The sequence below is a fragment of the Bradyrhizobium sp. 87 genome (assembly GCF_023073015.1).
Taxonomy (GTDB): Bacteria; Pseudomonadota; Alphaproteobacteria; order Rhizobiales; family Xanthobacteraceae; genus Bradyrhizobium; species Bradyrhizobium canariense_D.
This window is the reverse complement of the sequence record NZ_JADPIQ010000083.1, coordinates 24,462-48,059: the sequence shown is the minus strand read 5'-3', so window position 1 is coordinate 48,059 and position 23,598 is coordinate 24,462. Positions and strand designations below refer to the sequence as shown.

The window sequence follows — 23,598 nt, the reverse complement described above, 5'->3', positions numbered from 1 at the left end:
GATGACCAGCCGAGCCATCATCGCCTGTCTCGGGGCCGGCCGCATGGGCCGCGGCATCGCCGTCGCGTTCGCCTACGCCGGGCATACGGTCACAATGATCGACATCAAGGCCCGTTCAGCCGAAGATTTCGCCAGGCTGGAGGCAGATGCGCTCGGCGAAATCAGCAAGACCTTTGCCAGCTTGGCGAAGCTGGGGCTACTGACCGAGGCGGATGTCGATCCGCTGATTGCGCGGGTCTCGGTGGTGCCCGCCAGCCAGAGCGCGGCGGCACTGTCCGATGCGGGAATAGTCTTCGAAGGGGTCCCCGAAGTCGTCGCGCTCAAGCGGAATGTGCTGGGGGCCGCCTCAAAGCAAGTCGGCCCCAATACCATCATCGCATCAACGACGTCGACCATTCTCGTCGACGACCTCTCAGGCGCGATCGTAAATCCCCGCCGCTTCCTCAATGTGCACTGGCTCAATCCGGCCTACCTGATTCCGCTGGTGGAGGTTTCGCCCGGTAACGCCACCGATCCAGGCATCATCGAGGAGGTCAAGGCGCTACTCGAAGGCATCGGCAAGGTGCCGGTGGTCTGCGCAGCGTCTCCCGGCTTCATCGTCCCGCGCATCCAGGCGCTGGCGATGAACGAGGCCGCGCGCATGGTCGAGGAAGGCGTCGCCAGCGCCGAGGAGATCGACAAGGCGATCCGCTTCGGCTTCGGCTTCCGCTACGCCGTGCTCGGGCTGCTCGAATTCATCGACTGGGGTGGCGGCGACATCCTCTACTATGCCAGCCGCTATCTCGAAGGCACGCTCGGCAGCGACCGCTATCGTGCACCGGAGGTCATTTCGCGGAACATGCACGAGGGCCGGATCGGCCTGCGCACGGGCGCAGGCTTTCTGGATTATTCAGGCATGGACGTCGACGCCTATCGGACAAAACGGCTTCAGGCCATGGTCGACCTGCTCCGTCACTTTGACCTGGCTCGTCCGCCCGTGCTCGATCGGACCTAGCCGAAGACGTCCTGAAGCACACCTTCGCGCACCACGGCAATGCCATCGAGCTCGATCGTCGTCCCCATCATCGGCAGATCGAAATGGCCCGTTGTGTAACGGCCGGCGAATTCGTTGGCCCCGGTCGAGAACAGGAAGTTGCCGGAGACGGCGCGTATTTCCGTGCCGTTGGTATCGCGCTGGTCATACATCGACAGTGCCTCGTAGCGCGCGGCCGGATTCATGCCGAACCCGACATGCGATACCGCATACGCTTCCCGATCGCCCCAAGCCGCAAGGTAGGCACGCATCATCGCGGCATCAGTGCCCTCGCCTTCCAGCTCGACGACATAATCGTCCTTCAGCGTCATCTTCACCGGCGATGTCAGGTAACGCTTGAAGGTCAGGTTGATGTCGCCGGGCGCCATCACCAGCGTGCCATTGATCGTTCCGCTCTTGGGGAAGCTGACGACGATGCCGCCGGGCCAATGCGCCAGCGTACCGGGCTTGTCCGTCCACCCCCACACGCCGACAGTGGACGCGCCGACCATATCGACGTCGAGCGCCGTGCCGGCCTTTGAAGTCACCCGCATCCGCTTGGTCCCCCGCAGCATCTTCGCCGCCGCGCGAACGCGCTTCTCGAGCGCGGGATCCGGCACCATCCGCTCCAGCGCCTCGGGATGCTCGTTGGAAATCACCAGGATACGCGCGCCGGCTTTGAGGATCTCGGGTGTCTCGACCGCATGCATCAGGCCCTCGATGGTGCAATCCACAACAAAGCCGGCCTGTTGAAGCGCGGTGATAACCGGGCCAAGCCGCTGGATCGCCTCGCTCGCCCCGGTCGAGCGAACCGGAACGATATTCCGGTTACGTGGGGTCGGCATGACCACGTGGAACGGTCGCGCGCCGATCCGCAGCAGCGCGAGCTCCGCCAGATGAACATTCAACGCACGTGACTGGGTTTCCGAGAGGATCGCCGCGGTATCGCCCGCCTTGACCGCGCATCGCTCAAAAATCTCGCAAAATGCGTCGATCCATTTTGCTTCGATGCGATCAGCCAGCATGGTCTACTCCCGGTCTTCCTGTTTCTTCTTCGTCAGTTCATGCTTCGGGGAAACCCCGCAGCAGGTACGCGCGCACGGCCCCCAGCAGGCCATTGAGGATCAGGCCCAGCAGCGAGATCGTGATCAGCGGCACGAACATATCGACGGCCTGAAAGGTCCGGGCCGCCGTGACGAGGACATGTCCGAGCCCGTCGCTCGACGTGATCATCTCCGCCAGAAACACCACGATGCAGGAAATGACAAGGCCGATCCGGCATCCGGTCAGGATCGACGGCATCGCCGCCGGCAGCACCACTTTGAACAGGATCTGATAGCGCGGCGTTCCCGCCGCCATGGCCGACCAGATCAGCTTCTGCTCCACCGTTGACGCGCCATAATAGGTAGACAACAAAATGGGAAAAAGTGCATCCGCCGCCACCAGGGTGATCTTCGATCCATGACCGAAGCCGAGCAGCAGCAGCAATGCTGGATAGAGCGCGACCTTGGGCAAGGGCGCGAGCACGCGCACGATCGGCCGGACCACGGCGTTGATAGCCGGACTGGCGGCGGCGGCGATGCCGATGCTGACACCGAGCACGACCGCAATCGCGAAGCCGGCAAACAACCGGATCAGGGTCGCCGCGATCTCCTGCTGAAACGTCCATGTCACGAGTTGCTGGAGCAGCCTGCCGAAGACATATCCCGGCGGCGGCAACAACACCGCAGGCGCGAAGCCAAATGATACGAGGCCCTGCCACAGCGCGATCACCAGCACGATCGGCGCGAGCCCAAGGATGATGCTGGTGGAGCGAAGCTGCGGCATTATGAGAAGCTCAAGGGCAAGTCGAACTGCGGTTCAGACCAGCGCACCAGCCTTGCGCGGATCCGCTCGAAGATTGCATCCAGGCAGATTCCCATCGCGCCGATGATGATGATCATCGCAAAGACGGTGTCGTATTGGCCCATGTCGAGCGCGTTGAACAAGATGTTGCCGGCGCCGGACTGACGCGCGATCATCTCGCTGGTAATCATCGTGATCAGCGCCAGCACGAGTCCGGTGCGGCAACCGGTCAAGATTTCCGGCAGCGCCGCCGGCAGTACGATCCGGACCAGCCGTTGCGCAGGCGAAAGTCCCATCGCTGCGCCCGACCACAGCATCTTCTCTTCCACCGCCCTGGCGCCCTCGAAGCTGTGATAGATCACGGGCAGGCTGACGCCGAGGAAGATCACCAGCGTCTTCGTGATGTCACCGACGCCGAGCCACAGCATGATGATCGGCATCAGCGCTGCCTTCGGCACCGGGTAAATCACCATCAGGAGCGGATTGAAGAAAGCCGCGACGGCCCGGCTGCGGCCCATCAACAGGCCGAGTGGGATCGAAACCGACACCGCTATGCCAAACCCGACCGCCATGCGGCGGAGCGAGGCCAGGATGTTGATTAGCGCTTCCTTGTCTCCGAGGATGTCCGGGATTGCACGGATTGCCTCAATCGCCGTGGGGAAGCTGTCGTTCTTCAGCGCGAGTGACGCAACCTGCCATGCCGCAAGAAGCCCGATGCAGGCAAACACCGGCGCGGCACGCTTGGCAAGGGCCGTCAGCGATGTCATGACGCCGATCCCGTATCTTCGACCTCGTCGAACATGCGCTCGATATCGACGACGTATTTCTGGTAGCGAGGGTCCAGCAGCAGCTCGCTGCGGCGGCGCGGCCGCGGCAGATCGATGTCGATCACCTCGCGGATGCGGCCGGGCGATTTCGACATCATCACGACTTTGTCCGACAGGAAAACTGCTTCGTCCACAGAATGCGTGACGAACAGCACCGTCTTGCGATCACGCTCCCAGATGTTCAACAGATCGTTCTGCAGCCGCGTTCGCGTGTGAGCATCGAGCGCGCCGAACGGCTCGTCCATCAACAGAACCTCGGGATGGTAAGCCAGCGTTCGAGCCAGCGCCACGCGCTGCTTCATGCCGCCGGACAGTTCCTTGGGATAGAAGTTCTCATAGCCCTTGAGCCCGACCATTTCGATCAAAGCACGGCTCTGTGCTTCCGCCTCGGCGGTGCGCACGCCTTGTTGGCGAGGGCCGTACATCACATTGCCCAGCACGGACTTCCACGGAAACAACGCGAATTCCTGGAATACCGGACCGCGATCCGGCCCTGGTCCCGTGATCGTCCGTCCCCTGATCTTTGCTGAGCCACTGGTTGGGCTGACGAAGCCGCCGACGACGTAAAGCAATGTCGACTTGCCGCAGCCGGATGGACCAAGGATGGAGACGAAGGCTCCCTCCTCGATCGCCAGCGAGATGTCCGATAGCGCCACATGGTTCTTGCGCGCCGAGGTCTGAAATACCTGCGAGACGCTCTCGATCTCGATGATTGCAGAAGCCGGTTTTTGCGGCGTCACCGGTCTCACCCATCCGCCCGATCTCGAAGGCACTACCTTCATCTCGTCTCACTTCATTCGCGCGAACCCTGCGCAACAGGCTTGCTGAACATCCTCCGTCAGCGACGCGAGCTTAGCAAGAAACTTGCCAGACCAGTGGCTGTTTCCGGCAGGTTCGCCGCGTCATCCGAACCAGGGCCATTCTGCGGGGCCCTCATGCGTGACGGCTCCGCCCGGTGCCTGGCCAACCAATCGCGCATATTTGGCGAGGGCACCGGCACGGTGACGAGGCGGACGCGGCTTCCAATCGTGTCGGCGAGCAGCGAGTTCCTGCTCGTCGATCAGCATGTCCATCCGCCGGTTCGCGGCATCAATCCGAATCCTGTCGCCATCGCGTACCAGCGCCAGCGGACCGCCGACGAAGGCCTCGGGAGACACATAGCCGATGCACATTCCGCGCGTGGCGCCGGAGAACCGTCCATCCGTGATCAGGGCCACCTTCTCGCCCATGCCCTGGCCATAGATCAGCGCGGTGACGCCGAGCATTTCGCGCATGCCGGGGCCACCCACCGGCCCTTCATTGCGGATCACAAGCACATCGCCCGCCTTGTAGCTGCGGTCGCGAACCGCTGCGACACAAGCTTCTTCGTCTTCGAAGATGCGCGCCACGCCTTCAAAGAATTGGTTCTTAAGGCCCGCGACCTTGATCACCGCGCCATCGGGACAGAGGTTTCCCTTCAGCACGGCCACACCACCATCTGGCATGATCGGGGCACGAGCCGCGTAAACAACCTCTCCGTCAGGTGCGTTGGCGGCGCCATATTCTTCGGCAAGTGTACGGCCCGTGATCGACAGGCAACTGCCATCAATATGCCCGCTCTGGATCAGTTCCCGGATCACCACGGCAGCGCCGCCGATATCGTAGACATCCTTTGCCGTATATTTGCCTCCCGGCCGCAGGTTTCCGATCAGCGGCGTCCTGGCAAAAACCTCGCCGACATCATCGATCGTGAATGCGATCCCGGCCTCGTTCGCGATCGCCGGCAGATGCAGCGCAGCATTGGTCGAACCGCCCGTGGCAGCCACGATTGCCGCACCGTTTTCCAGGGATTTCCGCGTCACGACGTCGCGCGGCAACGGCCCGCCGCGCTCCAGCATCTCCATGATGAGGCGCCCGGCCCGCCTGGATATCTGCGCGCGCTCGGCATAGACACCTGGCACCATCGACACGTTGGGAATGGTGAGACCCATCGCCTCCGAGACCATCCCCATGGTGTTGGCAGTGAATTGGCCCGCACACGCGCCGATGGTCGGCAGGCAGGCGCGTTCGATCCGTTCGAGCGTGGCACCGTCGATCTCTCCGGTCATGAAGCTGCCGACAGCCTCATAGGAGTCGAGCACGGTCAGGGTCCGCCCGTCGACGCGGCCCGGCAGCGCGCTGCCGCCATAGATGAAAATGGCCGGCACGTTGCACCGGACCATGCCCATCATCACGCCGGGAAGCGTCTTGTCACATCCGCCGTAGCCTATCAATGCATCGTAGGCGAGACCATGGACGACGGCTTCGATCGAGTCGGCAATCAGCTCCCGCGAAAATAGGGAGAACTTCATCCCCTCGTGATTCATGCTGATACCGTCGGAAACCGACACGGTCGAAAATTCGCGCGGCGTGCCGCCGGCCTCCTCGATTCCGGTCTTGGCCGCCGCGACCTGAAAGTCGTGCGTCATGTTGCAGGGCGTCTGTTCGCCCTTCATGCTGACGACGCCGACCATCGGCTTGGCAATCGCAGCGTCGTCGAGCCCCATGGCGCGCATGAACGCGCGGTGCGGAGCCCGGTCGAGGCCATCCGTCGTGATCCGAGATCGGAGCTTCTTCATACGTGCATCTTCTTCATGCAACGTCCCGGATCATCCCGGACGCCGCGACCTTCTCGCTCGGTTCATTCGCCCGATCGCCTATTGCAGCGGAGCGACAATCGTCGAATGCTTGAATTGCGCGACATCCAATTTTGGCAGCATCCCGGTCTCCGCGTAGATGTCCAGCATCTTCTGGATCGCGGGAAAATTCGGTGCCGCGCCCGGATCGCGGCCGAAATCGTTGTCCTTAAGCAGATAGGTCTCGAGAACCGGAATAGGTGCCTTCAGAACTTCGTTGACGACCTTCAACGTCTCTTCGCGGTTCGCCAGCGCTTTCTTCATGCCGGAGGTAATGTCACGCACGTAAGCCTTGACCAGTCCCGGGTTCTTGTCGACGAAATCGGCACGGCAGGCTTCCAGGATGTGCACGATGTTTGGCATCGCCTGCGACAGCGAGAACAGTTTGCGCGTGCCGCCCTTTGCCTCCGCACGCGCGGCAAACGGCTGGTTCATGTTGACCGCATCGACGCGGCCCTGCCGCAACGCATCTTCGGAGACGGCAAAGCCGACCTCGACCAGCTTGATGTCCTTGGCCGGATCGATGCCGTTCTGCTTCAGCAACAGATTGAACGGCCCTTGGGTGCCGCCGCCGATCACGGAAATTCCGACCGTCTTGCCTTTGAGATCGGCGATCGTCTTGATCGGGGAGTCGTCCATGACAGCCCAGTAGACCGAGAAACCACCGGCCTTCTCGAAGACGTGTTGCGCCACGATGTAGGCCTTGAGGTTGCCGCCAACCACGCCGTTGGCGAGCGACAGCGGCGCCTGCGTCGCGCAATCCAGCGCGCCGGCCGCCAAGGCCTGCGTCATCGGAGCGGTACCCTGAAACTGGGTCCATTCGATGTTGTAAGCCTTGCCGATATTGGGAAACTCAGCCGGGCGGCGCATCATCCAGTATTTGGATTCTTCGGCCGGAATCGTCCAGCCGACGCGTATCGTCTGCTGCGCCCATGATGAGCCTGCGCTCGCGCTCACGGTCGCTGCCGCCCCCAAAGCCAGGATCCACTTCGAAACGGTTCGCATCGTGCCCACTCCGCTGCCCAGGCGCCGACCGGCGCCATCCAACCCGACCGTGGCAAATGTTTCATGGTTCAAACAATCAAGCAAGCCATCCCGGCCGGGGCGGTTTCGTCGTGGGATACACCATGTATGGTAGTGCACGTCGCGCGGCGTCGTGGAGGGATAGATGGAGGCAACCTATGGCTGAAGGGAGCAAGACAAACCCGCAAGGCGTCGAGCGGCTCGGCTATCTCGGCCTTGGGCTGATGGGGACACCGATGAGCCGGCGCCTGCTCAACACCGGCCATCAGATCACTGTCTGGAACCGTTCGGAAGGGAAGATGGCCGCGCTCGTCGAGGCCGGTGCCAGACGCGCAGCCAGCCCACGCGACTTGATGGAGAGCTCGGACATCGTCTTCATGTGCGTGACGGATGCGGCCGCCGTGGAAGAGGTGATCTTCGGGCCCGCGAGCATCTCAACTGCGCCCGGCGCGGGTAAGCTCGTGGTCGACTTCTCGTCGATCCATCCTGACGCCGCACGGGACCTTGCAACGCGATTGTTAGCAGCGAATGGCGCTGGCTGGATCGACGCGCCGGTGTCCGGTGGTACCAAGGGCGCTGAGGAAGGCACGCTTGCGATCATGGCCGGCGGAAGAGCCAGCGACATCGAGCGGGTCCGCCCCTACGTGCTGGCTATGGCATGCAGGTTCACCCACATGGGCCCGACCGGCGCGGGGCAGACCACAAAGCTGTGCAACCAGGTGATCGTCGGATGCGCGATGGCTGTTCTTGCGGAGGCAACACGCCTTGCCGTGAACGCCGGAATCGATGCCAACCGATTGCCCGAAGCACTCGCCGGCGGCTTTGCTGACTCCATTCCGTTGCAGCTGTTCGTTCCGCGGATGGTCCAGGGCATTCACTCACCCCCGCTTGGTCACATCGCTACAATGCTCAAGGACCTCGATACCGTCGCCGATGTCGCGCAGACGACGTCGACCCCGGTGCCCATGGCCTCGCTTGCCGGACAACTTTTCAGGCTCGCCAAGGCCGCGCGAGGCGCGGATGCGGATGCGCTCGAAATCTACAAGCTTTCGGCGGGGAGCGCTGAACCGTCGAGCGCGAACTGAAGCACGCGGGCTGTGACTGCTTGCGCTAGCCGTCGGCGAGAAATCGGCCGAACGCGCCGCGCGCGAAGAGCAGCGGCTCCTTCGCATTGTAAGTATAGGCCTCGACCGCACCGAGAAAGATCACGTGGTCGCCGCCGTAATAGCGATTGACCGAGCGGCATTGAAAATTGGCGACGCTCTCGGCGAGCACCGGCGCGTTGCCGAGGCCCGGCGTCCACTCGACACCGGTGAACTTGTCATCAGACGATTTGGCGAATTTGCTCGCAAGCGCCTGTTGCGAAACGCCAAGCACGTTGACCGTGAAATGACTGGCATTCTGGAAGACGGTCAAGCTGGAGGAATAGACGACCAGGCTCCAAAGAACCAGCGGAGGATTCAGCGAGACCGAGGCAAACGAATTGCACGTCAGGCCATAGGGCTTGCCGTCAGGAGCCGCGGCTGTGATGATCGTCACTCCCGTGGCGTAGGTGCCTAGCGCACTGCGGAAATCACGGGGATCGATCGGCGAGCTGTCGCTTGCGAGTTCGTTGGCCGGATCGGGAACGGCCGGCTGCTTCGGCAGATCATTCATCGGCCGGCCTCACAGCGTGAGATTCTCGGACGGCAGGCCCAACGCCACGCGTCCATAATTGGTCCCGGCCGCATCGAAATTGAACGCGAGATGCGAATTGATCGCGTGCGCATCGCGGAACTGCCGCTGCAACGCGCCCGTCGTGAACAGGCCCCGTGCTCCGCTCGCGGCAAACAGCATCGACACCGCATCCGTGCAGAAGTTTACTGAAAAAGCGCCGTCGCGCCGATATCGGGTCTTGGTCGCCATATCGGGGATATGACCCCGCCTTGCATCCTCCATGGCATTCAGACAGGCCGAGCGCATGATCAGGCGTGCAGCGTCGATCTTCGCCGAGGCCTCAGCGATCTTGATCTGGGTGCTTTGAAAGTCGCTCAGCCTGGCGTGGTTGTAGGTGGAAATGCGATGACGGACGACCTCCGCATAATCGTCGAGACACGCCTGCGCGTTTCCCAGCGCGACGCCAGAGAGGACGTAGGGAAATAGCGAGAACACCGGGAGAGCATACAACGGGTTGGGATTGAGCTTGCTTCCCGGCGTCGGCCCACCGTCAAGATCGCCGACTGCAACCGTCATGTCCTCGGGCACGAAAGCGTCCCTGACCTCCACGTCGCAAGACCCTGTCCCGCGCAGCCCCGCGACATTCCAGGTGTCGAGAACCTTGTAGTCGGCTTTCGGCAGCAGAAATATCCGATACTCGATGCCGTCAGCCTCATCGTCGGAGTAGACGACGCTGGCAAGCATGTTCCATGCGCAGGAGGCAACGCCCGAGGAGAACGGCCAGCTGCCATGGAGCCGGTATCCGCCCTCGACTCGCGTGGCACGGCCGGCCGGAAAAATGAACGAGGACGCAATCAGTGCGTCCGGATCAAGGCCCCAGACCAGATCCTGCGCCGTTGGCTCGAACATGCCGAGCATCCAGTGATGGCTCGCCAGATTGGCCAGATTCCAGGCCACCGAGGCGTCTGCTTGTCCGAGCAGGTCCGCGCAGTCGATCAAGCCGACATAATCGAGTTCTGCGCCGCCAATGCGCTTGGGCTGAAGCATTCGGAACAGGCCGGCGTCGTGCAGATCCTTCTCGGTTTCCGGCGGCAGATGCCGCAACTCCTCCGTCCGTGCTGCCCGCTCTCGCAGCCGTGGGACGAGCGCCCGGGCCTTCGCGACCATTGCCGCATGGGCAGGTTCATCGGATTGCACCGCAGCGGGCCGGCCCACGCTCGGCTCTTGACCAGGCGCCATTCGTATCCCTCGCTTTACGCATTTATGCGGCGAGACCCTTGCCAAATCAAGCCGGCGCAGCGCTGTCTGAGTATGGTCGTCCTGAACAAGGCGCCGGAAGGATGCGATACCGCGAAGGTGGCGGCATTGCCAAGCCATGATACGCCATCCGCGCGACGCCTGGCCTGTAGGTCGCCCTCCAGGCTCAGCCTGAGGTCGAGGGTTTGCCCGACCCGAAGACGCCCTTTTGGGTGAACTGCGATATCCGACGCTCGTCGTAACCGAGCGTATCGCGCAAGACCTGCTCCGTGTGCTCGCCCAGCAACGGAGCAGCCACAGGATCAACCGGGCCGGTCAAGCTCATGGCAATCGGCGGCTCGATGTTCGGGACCCACTCTGCCGTACGATGCGGAATCCGGTTCAAGCGATGGCGCGCTCGCGCCTCCGGTGCATTGAACCCCTCCTCGACCGTCCGGAGATAGCCGACCGGGATATTGGCCAGCTTCATCTTCGCCATCCAGTTCTCGAGGGTATCGCTTGCAAAGACCTCCGCGATGGCTGCTCGCAAAAGCTCCTTGTGCTCGGAGCGGGCTTTGCGCGTTGCAAACTGCGGATCGGTGATGAGATCGGGCCTGTTCAGCACTTCAACCACCAGCCGGCGATAGAGCCGGTCATTCGCGCAGGCCATGTAAAGCGGTCCATCGGAGGCCTCGTAGACGCCGACGGTAGGTGAGCCACTCGGCGAATTACCAAACCGACCGGGATTTTCGCCGTTGATCAGATAGGCCATGCCATAGAAACCGGTCATGCCCATCGCGACGTCGAACAGGGCGACCTCGACATGCTGACCGCGATCGAGCCGATCCCGCGCCAACAGCGCCATCAGGATGGCGTTGCAGGCAGACATCCCCGTCGCCATGTCCACGATGGGCGGGCCGGTGCGAACCGCAGGGCCATCGGCAAATCCGTTGAGCGACATGAAGCCGCTTTCCGCCTGCGTGATCGGATCAAAACCGGGACGCGAGGCAAACGGTCCGGTGCGCCCGTAGGCGGAGATCGAGCAATAGACTAGCCGCGGATTGAGCGGCGCAACAGCTTCATAGTCGAGGCCAAATTTCTTCATGACCCCGCTGGAGAAGTTCTCGACGACCACGTCGGCCTTGCGAATCAAATCCAGCGCGATCTCACGAGCCTCCGGCACGGTAAGGTCGAGCGTGATGCCACGCTTGTTGCGATTGAGGCTCAGATAGGCAGCACTCTCTCCACCGATCTCGGCGTGTTCATACGCACGCGTGTCATCGCCTCCGTCTGGATTCTCGATCTTGATGACGTGCGCGCCGAAATCAGCAAGCGTCTGCGTACAGGCCGGGCCGGCGACCACACGCGTGAAATCGATGACCAGCAGACCATCGAGCGCGGTAGGCGCGCCCGTCGCCCGCGTCGAACGTTCCGGCAATTGAGGCTTGGTGGGCATCGACGGCGCTCCCTTACATCGGCTTATCGTTGCCGAATTTCCCGCAGGAGCAAACTTAAAGCCCGGCACCGCTGAATTCGCAAGTGCTCCGCCCGCATCGCTTCAATACGCAAAAAGGGCCCGGCAGCTGTCAAGCTGCCAGGCCCTTAGACGTTCCGTGTGCGCTTCATCCCGCGAACCATTTTCCGTTGCGGGAATCGCGTTCCGCATCACGGGAAACATGGCCCCATTCGCTCAGCGAAGCCGCTTTCGCCAGTAAAGCGTATGCGGCCAAGCCCAGGGCACATGGGGTTCGAAGAGCCGATAGCCCGCCCGGATGAAATTATTGGCAGACACCGGATTGTCCGTCGTATCCGAGACGATGCTGTCCCATCCAATACGCCGTGCCCGTGCCTCCATCACCCGCATCAGCCTGCACTGGAGGTCACGTCCCCGGTGCCGCTGCAACACACCGACTCTGGAGAAATAACCGCCATTTCGAATGTGCGTTGACGGCACGATACCGGCGAAGGCTACTGGCTCAGCGCCGTGATAGGCAAGCCACCACGCCCCTAACTGGAATTGCGGCAAGGGAGCCGCATCGAAGAACGCCGACTGATGCAGATCGGCCAATGTATCGACAATGTCGTCATCGGATGCATCGACGATGCGAATTCTGTACATGAGACGGTCCATTGGGATGAGATGATGTGAGTGGAAGTGCAGAAATGTCGTGCCGATTGAGGCTCACTTGCCCAGCACGACCTTGACACCTAGCCAAACCGCGCCCATCAGCCCGGTGGCGATCACCGTAATGACGGCTTTGAAGGTGTAGCTCTGCGCCTGCTCCACGCTCGTTCGCCATCGGCGCAGGTGCTGAAAATCAGCCCTCAGCTCTTTTCGGTCGTCATCCTCGATTCCGAAGGACGCCAGCACCGATGCCACCGTCCTCAATACGATGGCATCGATGTTCGCCTGCTGAAGCCTCTGTTGCTCAGCCAGCGTCTCAGCAACGATCGCCCTGATTTCGTCATCCGCCATCTTTACCGCTTGATGATCCTCGCAACATTCTCGAAGCCGCGCTTGGCGAAGTAGAAGGAGACAACCAGATTGGCCTGAAGCCCGCGAAAGATAATCAGCCCGTCGCCAGGCGTCTCGACCTTGTCGCTGAACAGTTTGAAGCCGTGGCCGAGGCCAAGGCTGGCGATCTTGCCCTCGATCAGCCGCTTGGAAGATTGCGCCAGCGTCCGCTGCGCTTCTCGAATGCACACAGCGAGCGTACCGCGCTCGGCCTGACAGGTCTCGACCAGGAGCTCGCCGAAGAAATGCGATTTGCCGGAGCCGCGTCCACCATAAACGCCCTTGTAGCGCGCGGGCTGCAGCAGCGGCTCGAATATCTTGGCCGTCGGAATTTTCAGGATGGACAATGGATGCGCTCGCTCGATTTTTCCACGGCTCAGGCGTCACGATCGGCATCCCCACCGCGCAAGCTCCCCGGGTACACGATCATGCGCTCGATCCGGTGAATCAATTCCAGCACGCCATCTTCTCCGTTCTCGATCGGCTGCGCCGCCTTGCCCCAGCCGCGATCGAGGATTGCATTGGCGGCGGAGACACGGGCGGCCGGCGTTGCGTCGTCGCTGCGCATGATGCCGACGAGCACACGGAGCGCAGTCCTGGTGTGGCTCCGCGCCAGCGAGCGGATTTCGGTCAGGGTGCGCGCGCTGGACGTCTTCCGTCGCGCAGGCGCGCGGACCGGCTCGCTCACGAGCGCAATTTCCATGTCCTCGCTCAAGACAACGTCTCCCACAGCGCGATTGCAACCAGGCCCGCGAGCGCTAGCGATATCAGATAGGCGGTCATCGTCTCTCCTCGACAAAGAAAATGCGCGGCAGATCGCGAATGAGGCGCGATCGTTTCGGGCGCGAACCCTATCTCCGTATCCGGAGACCGCAGCGGCGCGAGCAGATCGCTCGCGCCGCGGGCCGGCACGTTCGCGCGTGCGCGGCCAGCAACGGTACGGACGGCGGCACGCCGATCGGCGCTCCCTCAACGCGTTTCAAGCGAGTGCGTGGCCGTGATGCGTGGGCCGCCGTCCGATTCCGAAAATGGGATACGAAAAAACCCGCGGCGGATTTGGTCCCGCGCGGGCGTTGCGAACTTTTCGATGATGCCACTATGCCAGTGTTTTGCCCGACGGGTCAAGCTCTATTTCGATTTTTGCGAATCAAAGCCGACGGAGACCTTCGGAAAGCCAATCCCAGTCAGGCTGCCGGCGTTTCGCCCGAGGTGTCAACGAACGAACCGTCCCTGCCCGCGTTAAGCCGGTCAGGAGGATCGACCAATGACACTGAACATGACACCGAAAACCTCGCGGGACTTGCCCGGCCAGAAGCCGCGCATCGACGGGGAGCCCGACACGCGAGAGGCCATCATCCCGGACGCTGACGAAACCGAGGACCAGAACCGTGATCTCGTTCACGGCGAAGGCGGAGCCATCGATCTTCCCACCAGGCCCGGCGATCTCTCGAAGGATGATTAGGCCTTGTGCTTTGCACGAGGAGTCCAACATCGCTCGTTCGACCACGCCGTACCGGAACTTACGCCAAGGCGGGCGCGTTTATTCCTTCAGGAGGAACGTTGTGCGATGAGCCATACCGTACTGGTTGTTGACGACGATCCCGGCGTGCTCGACGTCATGGTCGACATGCTGGAAGAACTCGGCTGCAAGGTGGTCAGCGCCCACAGCGGCACGGATGCGCTCGACCGGCTCAGGCAGAACCAGGACATCTCCATCCTCATCACCGACATCAACATGCCCGGCATGGACGGTCATGAACTGGCCGAGCTGGCCAGGCGCCGCCGCCCGGAGCTGAAGATCCTGCAGCTGTCGGGACGTGAACCCCGGCGTGACGGGCTTCCCATGATCAGAAAGCCGTTCTCGTTCGAGGAACTCGCCAGCACCATGCGGCGCACCGTCGGCATCTGCTGAAGCTCGCAAGACCGAAACATCGCAAGCCAAAAAGTCTGAAAGCCAAAAGCCCAAAACAAAACCCGCGGCGGATCGCATCCGCGCGGGTTGAACCAAACTCTTTTTCGATGATGGCATTATGCCGGTGTTTTGCCCGACGTGTCAACGCGGCGAACGCGGACAAGGAATTCCCTCTCCCCACTCAGATATGTGGGGTGCAACGGGCTTGCTTCAAGCCCCCGACCCTGCCGTAGAACCCTCGACCCGAACACCATCCCGAGGGGTCTCACATGCCTGTACTGCTTCCCACGTCCCGGACGCGCGGCCACGCCAAACGCGCCGGCGCCCGCCACGAAGACCACGCCGTGGTGATCGCCGGCGGCGGCCCGACCGGCTTGATGCTGGCTGCGGAGCTCGCGCTCGCGCATGTCGACGTCGCCGTGGTGGAGCGGCGCGCCGATCAGGAACTGGTCGGCACGCGCGCCGGCGGCTTGCACGCGCGCAGCATCGAGATTCTCGACCAGCGCGGCGTCGCGGATCGTTTCCTGCGCGAAGGACAGATCACCCAGCTCGCGGGCTTCGCCTGGACCAGGCTCGACATCAGCGACCTCCCCACCCGGCACCCTTACGGGCTGACACTGCGGCAGAGCCACATCGAGCGCATCCTGGCCGAATGGGTCAGCGAGCTCGCGGTGCCGATCTATCGCAACCGCGAGGTGACGGATTTTGCGCAGGACGAGACCGGCATCGACGTGACGCTCTCCGGCGGCGAGACCTTGCGCGCGAATTATCTGGTCGGCTGTGACGGCGGCCGCAGCCTGGTGCGCAGGGCCGCCGGCATCGACTTCGCAGGCTCCGAGCCGACGCTGAGCAATCTCATGGCCGAAGTCGAGATGCGGGACGAGCCCGCATGGGGCCTGCGCCACGACGCGCTCGGCTTTCACGGCCTCAGCAAGACCGAGAGCGGGCGCGTGCTGGTGGTCGTGACGGAAGCGACGCTCGATCGCACCGGCGTGCCCGGCGCCCGCGATCTCAGCGACGCCCTCGTCGCCGTCTACGGCACCGATTTCGGCCTCCACAACCCGTCCTGGATCTCCCGCTTCACCGATGCGGCACGGCAGGCCGTGTCCTACCGCAAAGGCCGCGTGCTGCTCGCCGGCGATGCCGCGCATATCCATCACTCCGTCGGCGGGCAAGGCCTCAACATCGGCGTGCAGGACGCCGTCAATCTCGGCTGGAAGCTCGCGCAAGTGGTCAAGGGCCTGTCGCCGGACAGCCTGCTCGACAGCTACCATGCCGAGCGCCATCCCGTCGGCGCGCGGACCTTGCGCAACACCATGGCGCAAATCGCCCTGCTCCGCCGCGGCGAGGACGGCCTCAAGGCCGCGCGCGAGGTCGTCGCCGAACTGCTCGCGATGGACGCGCCGCGCCAACGTTTTGGCGCGATGATGAGCGGGCTCGACGTGCACTACGATCTCGGCCAAGGCCACGCGCTGCTCGGACGCCGCATGCCCGATCTCGACCTCGTGGTGGACGGGCGTCCGCTGCGACTGTTCACGCTGCTGTACGGCGCGCGCGGCTTGCTGCTTGATTTTGGGAAGACCAGCGGCTTCGACATCGCGCCCTGGGCAGATCGCATCAATCTCGTCGAAGCGGACTATCACGGTGCATGGGAGCTTCCGTCCATTGGACAAGTCGCGGCGCCAAAAGCCGTGCTGGTGCGGCCTGACGGGCATGTGGCCTGGGTGGGAGACGAGAGCCAACACGGACTTGCGGAGACGCTGACGAGGTGGTTCGGACCTGCCTCAGACTAGTCAGGTAGGCGCGAGGGAACGCGGCTCAAGATTCGAATATTCGTGCGTTCACCGTCCGCAGGCTCATCGACGCTTCCGGCTTGCTGCGGTGGCGTGGGGGCCGGCTGATGAGATAGTGCGTCGCGCATCCATTGGGGTAAACCAATCAGAGCCGCGTTCTCTTGCTGTGGAGACTCCAATGGAGTCGGTGGCGACCGTGTTTCCATTGCAATTCCTCGCCTGGAGACAAGACGATGCGAAGCTTACGAAGCCTCGGGTTCGCTGGTCTCATTGTCGACTATCGATGGATGATCCGGATGTACGATGATGCGTTCGATCCGTTGCAGCAATTCGCGCGGCCGCGCGTCCGTAGCCAAGGGCTGTACCGGCTTGCCCCACCCACGATCGAGAATAGAGTTTGCGGCGGCCACCCGCGCAAAAGCGTTCGCTGTCTCTCTGAACATGATGGTAGCAAGCACGTTGAGTGCCGCTTCGGTCTTGGCTTGTGCCAGGGTTTCGATATCGGCCAGCGTTGGTGCCCTGAAACCTTCCCTGACTACATGCTCAGCAACAGGAAGATGCAGCTCGGTCCTTCTCCTAAATTTGGTCATTTGGAAATCCGTTTGTTTAAATGACGACTCCGCAAATAAAAAGCCCGCGGCGGATTGCTCCGCGCGGGCTGATCTTCAATGATGCCATTCTGCCAGTGTTTTGCCCGACGTGTCAAACTCAGGCGCGGCAGCCGCACTCCCTTAGAGGCAGCTAGCTACAGCAGCACCTGCCGTTCTCTTGAACCGGCGGACAGTAAACGGTGCCGAAGGAACAGAACACGCAGCAGTCGCCAGAGAGCGGCTTTAGGCGCTCGCCGCAGCCTTTGCAGTCATAGAAGAACTGGCAGGCGTCGGTCGGCATGACCTCGGTAGCAGCGTGACCGCACTTCGGGCACGTGATGGTAGAGTTTAAGATCATCTGCGATGTTCCCTGCGCAGCGTCCGCTCCCTTCGACTTCTGGCGCAGCTTCCTGATCAATCCGCGGCGGTCCGCGGCATACTCTTCGATGATGCGCCGCCGGGCCTCGTCGCTCTCGCGGGGCATCACTTCTGGCTTTTCGGGCGGCTTATCACTCATGGCATCATACGAACCGCCCCGCGCCATGCGACTTTGATCTAGATCAAAAATGTTCGATCCTTGGAGCCTCTTCCACCTCTTCAAGCGCGCGGGGGGCACCGAGTAAGGGCTGCCGGCGAGCCTTCTTCAGCTCGGTCGCCAGTTTTATCTTCTCTCTTAAAACGAGGATTTCGGAATATTCCTTTTGGATCTCTGGGGCGACGCGAAGTGCTTCAAGCTGCTGGGTGGCCAGTTTGAAGATTGCGGCAATATGCGTACCTTGGATGGGGTGCATGGTGATCAAATCCGCTGTGGGAAAAAAACGGAAAGGGACCATACAGCGAACTGCGTTGTGGCGTCGCTGGAAATAAACAGCAACATTGCTGTCGTTTTGTTTGCAGCGCGTCACTGCCCTCATCGCGTGGGCGGAGAGACGGCCCCGGCTTGCAGGGGGCTGGAGGTATGGCCGGGGCCGCTCCGCCAGCTCGGCGGCGAGCCAGCACCGCACCAATTCCGGTGCGACTGCCGCAGTTCCTGAGTTGAGGAGATTCCTGATGGCGCACCAGTAGGCGCAAGAAAGCCGGTCGCTCATGCGACCGGCTCGCCACAAACCTGTGGGCTAACGCAAAACTATCAGCGGCCCAGCTTGCGCTCGACCTTCTTCCGGCTACTGCCCACTTTCTTCACCGCCTTCTTCACGGCAGAAGCCGAGCGGCCCGTCTTCTTTGCCTCGTAGCCAACTTCGTATTTCTGCCCGCCCGCAACGCGCGCGCGGTCCTGCTTGCGACCGCGAGTTGTCTGCTTCTTCGCTTTAGCCATGTTGCTCTCCTTGCATCTCTGAAACGCAAGAGGAATCAAACGGTTCCCCACGCCCATCCGGTTCGCCCAGATTGGCGGAACGAATCCGGCCGTGAAGATTCGAATCAAGGCGTTCGTTGCGTGGAGTTTGTCAGTGGCGTTGCAGCGTCAGCGAAGGCTGGGGGCGCTCGGGGTGAAAGCGCCCTTCCCCGGCTTCATCAAACCGGCCTTGCCATCGTGGGTGGACCGCGTGCCATCCGGAGCGCGGTGGATTCACGAAATCAAGTTCGACGGCTACCGGGTGCAGCTTCATTTGGCCAATGAGGCTGTCACCGTCTACACCCGTCGCGGCTACGACTGGACCAAGCGCTTTAAGAAAGTCGCCCGCACATCAAGGCAGGATCGGCGATCATCGATGGCGAGGTTGTGGTCCCTGCTGCCGATGGCAGCACCGATTTTTCCGTCCTTCAAAACGAGCTGAAGGGCACATCAACCAAGATCGTGCTCGTGGCATTTGACGTGCTTTATCTGAATGGGCGAGACCTGCGCGGCCTGCCGCTGTTTCAGCGCAAGGCCGAGTTGAAGAAGATCATCTCCGGCACCGCAGTGCAGTTCAGTGAGAGCTTCGAGATCGCAGGCAACGAGATGTTCGCGCATGCCTGCAAGGTCGGGCTTGAGGGCGTGGTCTCCAGGGTTCGCGACAGCACCTACAGCAGCGGCACGGGTAACAAATGGGTCAAGAAGACTTGCAGGCAACGCGAGACACTGACCATCGCCGGTTTCGCGCTCGACGAAGGCAAATGGGACGGCATCTATCTTGGTCGCCATAAGGGAGATGATCTCATTTATGCGGGCAAGGTCGACCTCGGATTCGACAAGTCATCTGCCGCAGAAGTCCACAAACGATTGAAGCCGCTTGTCCGCAAGACGCAACCTTACACCAAGCGGATCGCGCACAAGGGCATCTGGGTCGAGCCGAAGCTGCTTGCGGAAATAGAGTACCGTGCGAAGTCGGCGGAGGGGAAAGTCCGGCATCCCTTCTTTAAGGGCTTGAGAGAGGACTTGTGATGGATAGAACCTCCCGCATCCTTCAGGATCTATACGACAGTGAAATCAATTTCACGATTGCCGCCTTTTGGAATGGCGGTTTTCAAATCAACCTCGGGCTCGGTGATGAGGTGAACGGCTTCGATGCCGAAGGGGAGGCCGACAATATCGTCGATGCTGTCGAGTGGCTTCGTGTCGAAGCTATCGAGAAATATCCGGAGAGTGTCTTTGCAAAAACTCATCGACGATGACTTGACATGTTCGGCGGGTGCAACAACCACGATGGTGGTTTACTGCGCCCATAATTGTGACACCGAATTCGAGACCGAAGTTGAGGAACTCGAATGCGGCGCCGGCCAAATCGTCTGCCTGGAATGCGACGGGAGCGGACGCTGCCTGTTTCCTCCAGAGATGGTCGGAGGCGAACTGGCCTGCGTCGATTGCAAGGGGACGGGCCGCCAGTTGGTCAGCATTTGAGAGCGCTTTGGTTTTCCACAGCCACGACAGGAAGTAGCCCGTTGCGCTTCTCGCCTACCACCTATCGATAATTTGCCAGCTTGGCCGGCACATGGCTTTGATCGCGGCATGACCACCAAGTCCCGCCAACATCTCTACGGCACTCAAATCAAGATTTCGGCCGAGCGCGCCAAGGAGGCGCGCAAGGAGGCCGACAAACTGGCTTGCGCGGCCTGGAACTATCGGATGCTTGGCTATAAGGGCCCGGCGCAGCCATCGCCGACGATCGGAGATGCCATCAACGCCGGCTTCCTATACCTCGAAGTGCGATGCCTTGGATGCGACACCAACCAAACCGTGGCACTCGATGTCGTCCGTCGTGCCAAGACGACGCCGGTGCATGAACTTGAGCGCTACATGCGATGCAAGAACTGTTCGGAAGTGCGGCGCTATCCGTATAAGCGAAGCGCACTCGTTGCATTAAGACCAACGAAAATCTCGGCGGATAATCCGGCATCTTACTGGTGGCCCGGCGAGCGCTAAGGATCATCGAACATATGTGCAACCTCTATTCGATCACCACCAACCAAGCCGCGATAGCCGACCTCTTCCGGGTCGTCCGCCGCTATGAAGGCAATTTGGCGCCAATGCCGGGTGTGTTTCCGGATTACCCCGCGCCAATCATTCGCGATGCGGGCGGCGAGCGAGAGATGGTGCTGATGCGCTGGGGCATGCCGCCCCCTCCGCGTACCGGCGGCCCGCCCGTCACGAACATTCGCAACACCTCGTCGCCGCACTGGCGCGCGTGGCTCAAGCCGGAGCATCGCTGCCTCGTGCCAGTCAACAGCTTTGCCGAATACGCGCCGGAGCCCAACCCGGAGACCAAGAAGAAAGACATCGTGTGGTTTGCGCTCGCGGACGCCCGGCCGCTGTTCGCGTTCGCCGGGATCTGGACGACTTTCAATGGCGATCGCGGCACCAAGTCGAAGCCCATTCCGGGGCCGCATCAGGTGTACGGTTTTCTCACCACGACGCCGAATGCGGTCGTGGAGCCAATCCATCCGAAGGCAATGCCGGTGCTGCTGACGACAGCGAAAGAGCGAGACGTTTGGCTAAGGGCGCCGTGGGAAGAAGCCAAGGCGCTTCAACGGCCGCTACCAGACGAATGCTTGAAGATCGTCGCGCGCGGCATCGAGAAGGAAGACGCATTCGCCGCCGCTACAGCTGATTCCTAATAGGGGAGCCGGCTCCCTACGCCCTATTAGACATGCGCTTCTGTCCAAAAGTGCACATTGCTCACAAGCAATCAAGATGAGTAACGCGCTCAAGTGGCTGAATTTGCTCGCGCAATTAAATCCGCCAACATATCATATGATGTTTCCTCTCGCCGCCAGAAGCGCGAGGATTGATCCATCACCGCAAGGCAGTTGCCATCGACCGGGTGATGAGACCGCCGAAATTGCTCCCGCCCCACGCGAACGAGGGAGACGTGCATGCAGAAGCGACGACGATTCAAGCAGACCACGACACTCGACGAACGGCTCGCCGCGGAGGCCGCGCGGCTGCGCGAGGAGGCGCGCACGCTCGCGCCGGGGCGCCGCCGCGAGATGCTGCTGCGCCAGGCGCGGCAGGACGAGACCGCCATGCATATTGCCGCCTGGCTGCAATCGCCAGGGCTGAGGCCACCGACATGACCCAGCAATATCGCGCTTACCTGGTCGGCGACAACGGCGTGTTCCGATCGGCCGAAGCGTTCGAGGCCGCGTCGGATGCGAACGCCCTCACCTTCGCGCAGCAGTTCACGCAGCACGGCAAGGTCGAGGTCTGGCAGCTCGGCCGCAAGATCGCCGTACTCGAGCCCGAGCAATCCCCGCCGGGCGTTCTCACGCGTCAATGATCGCGTGATGCCGCAGGCGTCCTGAAGGTCTCGATGGCGAACGAGAACTTGACCTGCATCACGGGACCCTTGGCATCGCGAACGTCGATCGCCATCGTCTGCCTGCCGCCCGCGGCAGGCGCGGAGAGGATAGCATCGCGCGCCATGTCCGCGACCGACTTGGCGGCTTCCGCCTGAACGGCGCGCCAGGTGGCCAGCTCCAAGCCTTCCTCGTCGAGCGCTACACCGGTGTCGTCGCGCAGATCGAAATAATATCGGGACATTGCAGCATCCTTTGCCCTAATAGGTCCGAAGCGGACAAAGGTTTCCGGAAGTCGCGAAAAAATCTATGGGAGATCAATGGGTTCCGGGAACTTCGCGGTTCCTGCCGCGTTCGTGCCTCTTCAGGAAGCCGAAAGCGACAGGGCGAAACGACATTCGGCCCCCTCACTCCTCCGCAAGCTTCCCGACGATGTAGGCATCCACCGTTTCCGCGAACGAGCGCTGCACGCCGACCGCAGTGCCATGCTGGTCGAGCGCGTCGCGCTGGAGCACGCGCAGGCCGCGGCCGCGCATGCACACCGGCGCGGTGTTCAGATATTGGTCGATGGCGCCTGTCGCGAGCGGGATGGCCTTCGGGTCGCCCCTTGCGATCAGAAGCCGCAAGAGGCTCTGGCATTCGGCCAAGCCTGGCGTGGGACCAGCGCCTCACGCCTGCCGTGATTTCGCCGGCCGCTTGACCGGCTGGGTGTGGGTGCCGAACAGCGCCAGCAAAAACGCGACTTCTTCCTTCGAACCAACCTGGATCATGATGATCTCCTTTTCGCTAGGTTGGTCGGACGCAGCCGGCGGGACGTTCGAGACTATCTGGTTTCAGCACTGTTTCAGGCGTGTTTCATCGGGCCGCGCCATGTCCATGGTCGCCTGAAATAGGAACAGCTCCTCGGGCCAAAGGGTTATCGGTGCGTCGGTCCGGATGCACGACCGGCGCCCCCCACGGCCTCAGCTCGCCCCCCGGGCTGGGGCCGTTTCTTTTCGACGGCCTAGTTTTGATCTTGCCTGGGCTTCTCCCAAGACAGCTTGTTGCAGCCGGAACACCGGAAGATGGCCATCGCGCCGTCCGGTGAACTCACCGCGTCGATGAATGTCATGGGTTTGTTGCACGCAGCACAAATCGGCCGCTGCCTGGTGTCTTGATCCGCCATGCGCGCAAACGCGGGAACGGCGGAAGAGGTTTCTATCGTTCTGGAGGTTGAGGGTGCCAGATCTTCGGAACTTGCTGCTGAAGCAGTGAGATCGATGCCGCGATCTGCTCCCGCGAACGGCGCAGCAATTGTCGTGTCGTTTGGCTTGCATCGAGCTGGTGCATTTTCTGCCGGTCGAGATCCGTCTCGAAGTCCTCGCGGGTGAGCATGACAAGCTCCCGTGTTGCTGCCCATTCGCAGAGTACGTCGAGAGACGATTGAGGACCGTTCACAAGTGAACACAGGGCGGGATGCCCGCCTTCGACCCAGCCGGTCTTCAGGGTCCGCGCTTCTGCGTGACGAGGCGCAGCGCCATGCCGTGCTGCCAGGCGCGCACCCTCACTGCCGCTTCGCTGCGACCAAGCTCGCCGGCGATCTCGTCCGGCCTCGAGCCCGCTTCGGCCAACGCCTTCAGCCGCTCGTGCTCTTCCGCTGTCCACTTCTTCAACAACGGGTAGCGTGATTGCATGATTAGAAGCTGTCTCGCCTGCGTGGTCGATGCAGGCGACAAGCGGGCGAAACCCGCGAAGTTCCTATCCGAGATTGCTATGAGATCTCCGACGGGGCGTCCCGCAGATGGGCCGACGACGGCGCGCGCTCAAATCCAGACGTCCTCGC

General features: G+C 62.0%; 32 protein-coding genes and 1 pseudogene. 12 read left to right on the top strand and 21 right to left on the bottom strand.

Annotated features, from left to right (window positions below):
* The first annotated feature begins 1 nt into the window (after nucleotide 1).
* Nucleotides 2-994: a 3-hydroxybutyryl-CoA dehydrogenase gene (locus tag IVB50_RS19430; RefSeq protein WP_247296996.1), complete on the top strand. Its 993-nt coding sequence runs from the start codon at nucleotides 2-4 to the stop codon at nucleotides 992-994.
* On the opposite strand, the gene IVB50_RS19425 is transcribed toward IVB50_RS19430, so the two are convergent.
* The 6 genes from IVB50_RS19425 to IVB50_RS19400 all read right to left on the bottom strand — a co-directional run bounded on the left by IVB50_RS19425 (nucleotide 991) and on the right by IVB50_RS19400 (nucleotide 7,343).
* Nucleotides 991-2,037: a peptidase M29 gene (locus IVB50_RS19425; RefSeq protein ID WP_247296995.1), complete on the bottom strand. Its 1,047-nt coding sequence runs from the start codon at nucleotides 2,035-2,037 to the stop codon at nucleotides 991-993. The two genes, IVB50_RS19430 and IVB50_RS19425, sit on opposite strands and share 4 nt — an antisense overlap.
* 37 nt (nucleotides 2,038-2,074) lie before the next feature.
* On the bottom strand, nucleotides 2,075-2,842 hold the full coding sequence (locus IVB50_RS19420; protein ID WP_026232822.1) for an ABC transporter permease subunit: 768 nt from the start codon (nucleotides 2,840-2,842) through the stop codon (nucleotides 2,075-2,077).
* The gene (locus IVB50_RS19415) at nucleotides 2,839-3,624 is read right to left on the bottom strand and encodes an ABC transporter permease (RefSeq protein ID WP_247296994.1); all 786 of its coding nucleotides are present in this window, start codon (nucleotides 3,622-3,624) and stop codon (nucleotides 2,839-2,841) included. Before IVB50_RS19415 ends, IVB50_RS19420 begins: the two co-directional genes overlap by 4 nt.
* Nucleotides 3,621-4,466 carry an ABC transporter ATP-binding protein gene (locus tag IVB50_RS19410; RefSeq protein ID WP_039799195.1) on the bottom strand — a complete coding sequence of 282 codons (846 nt, stop codon included), beginning with the start codon at nucleotides 4,464-4,466 and terminating at the stop codon, nucleotides 3,621-3,623. The genes IVB50_RS19415 and IVB50_RS19410 overlap by 4 nt, the downstream gene beginning before the upstream one ends.
* Before the next feature lie 120 nt (nucleotides 4,467-4,586).
* On the bottom strand, nucleotides 4,587-6,281 hold the full coding sequence (gene ilvD / locus IVB50_RS19405) for a dihydroxy-acid dehydratase (protein WP_247296993.1): 1,695 nt from the start codon (nucleotides 6,279-6,281) through the stop codon (nucleotides 4,587-4,589).
* Nucleotides 6,282-6,359: 78 nt separating this feature from the next.
* The gene (locus IVB50_RS19400) at nucleotides 6,360-7,343 is read right to left on the bottom strand and encodes an ABC transporter substrate-binding protein (protein ID WP_247296992.1); all 984 of its coding nucleotides are present in this window, start codon (nucleotides 7,341-7,343) and stop codon (nucleotides 6,360-6,362) included.
* Nucleotides 7,344-7,519: 176 nt separating this feature from the next.
* Between IVB50_RS19400 and IVB50_RS19395 the strand changes: the two genes are divergently transcribed.
* Nucleotides 7,520-8,446 (top strand): NAD(P)-dependent oxidoreductase, encoded by a 927-nt coding sequence (locus IVB50_RS19395; protein ID WP_247296991.1) that lies wholly within the window; start codon nucleotides 7,520-7,522, stop codon nucleotides 8,444-8,446.
* Between the two features lie 25 nt (nucleotides 8,447-8,471).
* On the opposite strand, the gene IVB50_RS19390 is transcribed toward IVB50_RS19395, so the two are convergent.
* The 7 genes from IVB50_RS19390 to IVB50_RS19360 all read right to left on the bottom strand — a co-directional run bounded on the left by IVB50_RS19390 (nucleotide 8,472) and on the right by IVB50_RS19360 (nucleotide 13,483).
* Nucleotides 8,472-9,017 carry a flavin reductase family protein gene (locus IVB50_RS19390; protein ID WP_247296990.1) on the bottom strand — a complete coding sequence of 182 codons (546 nt, stop codon included), beginning with the start codon at nucleotides 9,015-9,017 and terminating at the stop codon, nucleotides 8,472-8,474.
* Between the two features lie 9 nt (nucleotides 9,018-9,026).
* On the bottom strand, nucleotides 9,027-10,256 hold the full coding sequence (locus IVB50_RS19385) for an acyl-CoA dehydrogenase family protein (protein ID WP_026232825.1): 1,230 nt from the start codon (nucleotides 10,254-10,256) through the stop codon (nucleotides 9,027-9,029).
* Between the two features lie 184 nt (nucleotides 10,257-10,440).
* Nucleotides 10,441-11,709 (bottom strand): CoA transferase, encoded by a 1,269-nt coding sequence (locus IVB50_RS19380; protein ID WP_018454842.1) that lies wholly within the window; start codon nucleotides 11,707-11,709, stop codon nucleotides 10,441-10,443.
* Between the two features lie 234 nt (nucleotides 11,710-11,943).
* The gene (locus IVB50_RS19375; protein WP_247296989.1) at nucleotides 11,944-12,372 is read right to left on the bottom strand and encodes a GNAT family N-acetyltransferase; all 429 of its coding nucleotides are present in this window, start codon (nucleotides 12,370-12,372) and stop codon (nucleotides 11,944-11,946) included.
* Nucleotides 12,373-12,435: 63 nt separating this feature from the next.
* Nucleotides 12,436-12,729: a hypothetical protein gene (locus tag IVB50_RS19370; RefSeq protein ID WP_018454844.1), complete on the bottom strand. Its 294-nt coding sequence runs from the start codon at nucleotides 12,727-12,729 to the stop codon at nucleotides 12,436-12,438.
* Between the two features lie 2 nt (nucleotides 12,730-12,731).
* Nucleotides 12,732-13,115 carry a phage terminase large subunit gene (locus IVB50_RS19365; RefSeq protein WP_247296988.1) on the bottom strand — a complete coding sequence of 128 codons (384 nt, stop codon included), beginning with the start codon at nucleotides 13,113-13,115 and terminating at the stop codon, nucleotides 12,732-12,734.
* 29 nt (nucleotides 13,116-13,144) lie between these two features.
* Nucleotides 13,145-13,483, bottom strand: a complete 339-nt coding sequence (locus IVB50_RS19360) for a hypothetical protein (protein ID WP_247296986.1) — start codon at nucleotides 13,481-13,483, stop codon at nucleotides 13,145-13,147.
* Nucleotides 13,484-14,032: 549 nt separating this feature from the next.
* Between IVB50_RS19360 and IVB50_RS19355 the strand changes: the two genes are divergently transcribed.
* The 3 genes from IVB50_RS19355 (at nucleotide 14,033) to IVB50_RS19345 (ending at nucleotide 16,473) form a co-directional block, all read left to right on the top strand.
* Complete coding sequence (locus tag IVB50_RS19355) at nucleotides 14,033-14,230, top strand: hypothetical protein (protein WP_018454847.1); 198 nt, start codon at nucleotides 14,033-14,035, stop codon at nucleotides 14,228-14,230.
* Between the two features lie 105 nt (nucleotides 14,231-14,335).
* Nucleotides 14,336-14,680 (top strand): response regulator, encoded by a 345-nt coding sequence (locus IVB50_RS19350; RefSeq protein WP_018454848.1) that lies wholly within the window; start codon nucleotides 14,336-14,338, stop codon nucleotides 14,678-14,680.
* Nucleotides 14,681-14,949: 269 nt separating this feature from the next.
* A complete protein-coding gene (locus tag IVB50_RS19345; RefSeq protein ID WP_018454849.1) occupies nucleotides 14,950-16,473 on the top strand; it encodes an FAD-dependent monooxygenase in 1,524 nt (507 codons plus the stop codon).
* A 242-nt stretch (nucleotides 16,474-16,715) separates the two neighbouring features.
* Here the strand turns inward: IVB50_RS19345 and IVB50_RS19340 are convergent, their stop codons facing one another.
* The 4 genes from IVB50_RS19340 to IVB50_RS19325 form a co-directional block, all read right to left on the bottom strand.
* Complete coding sequence (locus IVB50_RS19340) at nucleotides 16,716-17,063, bottom strand: hypothetical protein (protein WP_018454850.1); 348 nt, start codon at nucleotides 17,061-17,063, stop codon at nucleotides 16,716-16,718.
* 151 nt (nucleotides 17,064-17,214) lie between these two features.
* On the bottom strand, nucleotides 17,215-17,421 hold the full coding sequence (locus tag IVB50_RS19335; RefSeq protein WP_026232829.1) for a GDCCVxC domain-containing (seleno)protein: 207 nt from the start codon (nucleotides 17,419-17,421) through the stop codon (nucleotides 17,215-17,217).
* Between the two features lie 202 nt (nucleotides 17,422-17,623).
* Nucleotides 17,624-18,151 carry a hypothetical protein gene (locus IVB50_RS19330; protein WP_247296984.1) on the bottom strand — a complete coding sequence of 176 codons (528 nt, stop codon included), beginning with the start codon at nucleotides 18,149-18,151 and terminating at the stop codon, nucleotides 17,624-17,626.
* A 41-nt stretch (nucleotides 18,152-18,192) separates the two neighbouring features.
* Nucleotides 18,193-18,378, bottom strand: coding sequence for a DUF3606 domain-containing protein (locus IVB50_RS19325; RefSeq protein ID WP_007601546.1), 186 nt, complete (start codon nucleotides 18,376-18,378; stop codon nucleotides 18,193-18,195).
* Between the two features lie 133 nt (nucleotides 18,379-18,511).
* On the opposite strand from IVB50_RS19325, the pseudogene ligD reads away from it, so the two are divergent.
* The 7 genes and pseudogenes from ligD to IVB50_RS19290 all read left to right on the top strand — a co-directional run bounded on the left by ligD (nucleotide 18,512) and on the right by IVB50_RS19290 (nucleotide 21,757).
* Nucleotides 18,512-19,425 (top strand): annotated as a pseudogene (gene ligD, locus IVB50_RS19320) (non-homologous end-joining DNA ligase).
* Nucleotides 19,425-19,655, top strand: coding sequence for a hypothetical protein (locus tag IVB50_RS19315; protein ID WP_018454854.1), 231 nt, complete (start codon nucleotides 19,425-19,427; stop codon nucleotides 19,653-19,655). Before ligD ends, IVB50_RS19315 begins: the two are co-directional and overlap by 1 nt.
* Nucleotides 19,633-19,881 (top strand): hypothetical protein, encoded by a 249-nt coding sequence (locus IVB50_RS19310; RefSeq protein WP_157642926.1) that lies wholly within the window; start codon nucleotides 19,633-19,635, stop codon nucleotides 19,879-19,881. The genes IVB50_RS19315 and IVB50_RS19310 overlap by 23 nt, the downstream gene beginning before the upstream one ends.
* A 108-nt stretch (nucleotides 19,882-19,989) precedes the next feature.
* On the top strand, nucleotides 19,990-20,403 hold the full coding sequence (locus tag IVB50_RS19305; RefSeq protein WP_018454856.1) for a hypothetical protein: 414 nt from the start codon (nucleotides 19,990-19,992) through the stop codon (nucleotides 20,401-20,403).
* A gap of 14 nt (nucleotides 20,404-20,417) precedes the next feature.
* On the top strand, nucleotides 20,418-21,095 hold the full coding sequence (locus tag IVB50_RS19300) for an SOS response-associated peptidase (RefSeq protein ID WP_018454857.1): 678 nt from the start codon (nucleotides 20,418-20,420) through the stop codon (nucleotides 21,093-21,095).
* Between the two features lie 258 nt (nucleotides 21,096-21,353).
* Nucleotides 21,354-21,554: a hypothetical protein gene (locus IVB50_RS19295; protein ID WP_018454858.1), complete on the top strand. Its 201-nt coding sequence runs from the start codon at nucleotides 21,354-21,356 to the stop codon at nucleotides 21,552-21,554.
* Nucleotides 21,551-21,757, top strand: coding sequence for a hypothetical protein (locus IVB50_RS19290; RefSeq protein ID WP_018454859.1), 207 nt, complete (start codon nucleotides 21,551-21,553; stop codon nucleotides 21,755-21,757). Before IVB50_RS19295 ends, IVB50_RS19290 begins: the two co-directional genes overlap by 4 nt.
* Here the strand turns inward: IVB50_RS19290 and IVB50_RS19285 are convergent.
* The 4 genes from IVB50_RS19285 to IVB50_RS19270 all read right to left on the bottom strand — a co-directional run bounded on the left by IVB50_RS19285 (nucleotide 21,751) and on the right by IVB50_RS19270 (nucleotide 23,449).
* Nucleotides 21,751-22,020 carry a hypothetical protein gene (locus IVB50_RS19285; protein ID WP_247296983.1) on the bottom strand — a complete coding sequence of 90 codons (270 nt, stop codon included), beginning with the start codon at nucleotides 22,018-22,020 and terminating at the stop codon, nucleotides 21,751-21,753. The two genes, IVB50_RS19290 and IVB50_RS19285, sit on opposite strands and share 7 nt — an antisense overlap.
* A gap of 163 nt (nucleotides 22,021-22,183) precedes the next feature.
* Nucleotides 22,184-22,402, bottom strand: coding sequence for a hypothetical protein (locus tag IVB50_RS19280; RefSeq protein WP_245288401.1), 219 nt, complete (start codon nucleotides 22,400-22,402; stop codon nucleotides 22,184-22,186).
* 571 nt (nucleotides 22,403-22,973) lie between these two features.
* Nucleotides 22,974-23,150 carry a hypothetical protein gene (locus IVB50_RS19275; protein WP_198293354.1) on the bottom strand — a complete coding sequence of 59 codons (177 nt, stop codon included), beginning with the start codon at nucleotides 23,148-23,150 and terminating at the stop codon, nucleotides 22,974-22,976.
* 107 nt (nucleotides 23,151-23,257) lie between these two features.
* On the bottom strand, nucleotides 23,258-23,449 hold the full coding sequence (locus IVB50_RS19270) for an SANT/Myb-like DNA-binding domain-containing protein (RefSeq protein WP_247296982.1): 192 nt from the start codon (nucleotides 23,447-23,449) through the stop codon (nucleotides 23,258-23,260).
* Nucleotides 23,450-23,598: the final 149 nt, after the last annotated feature.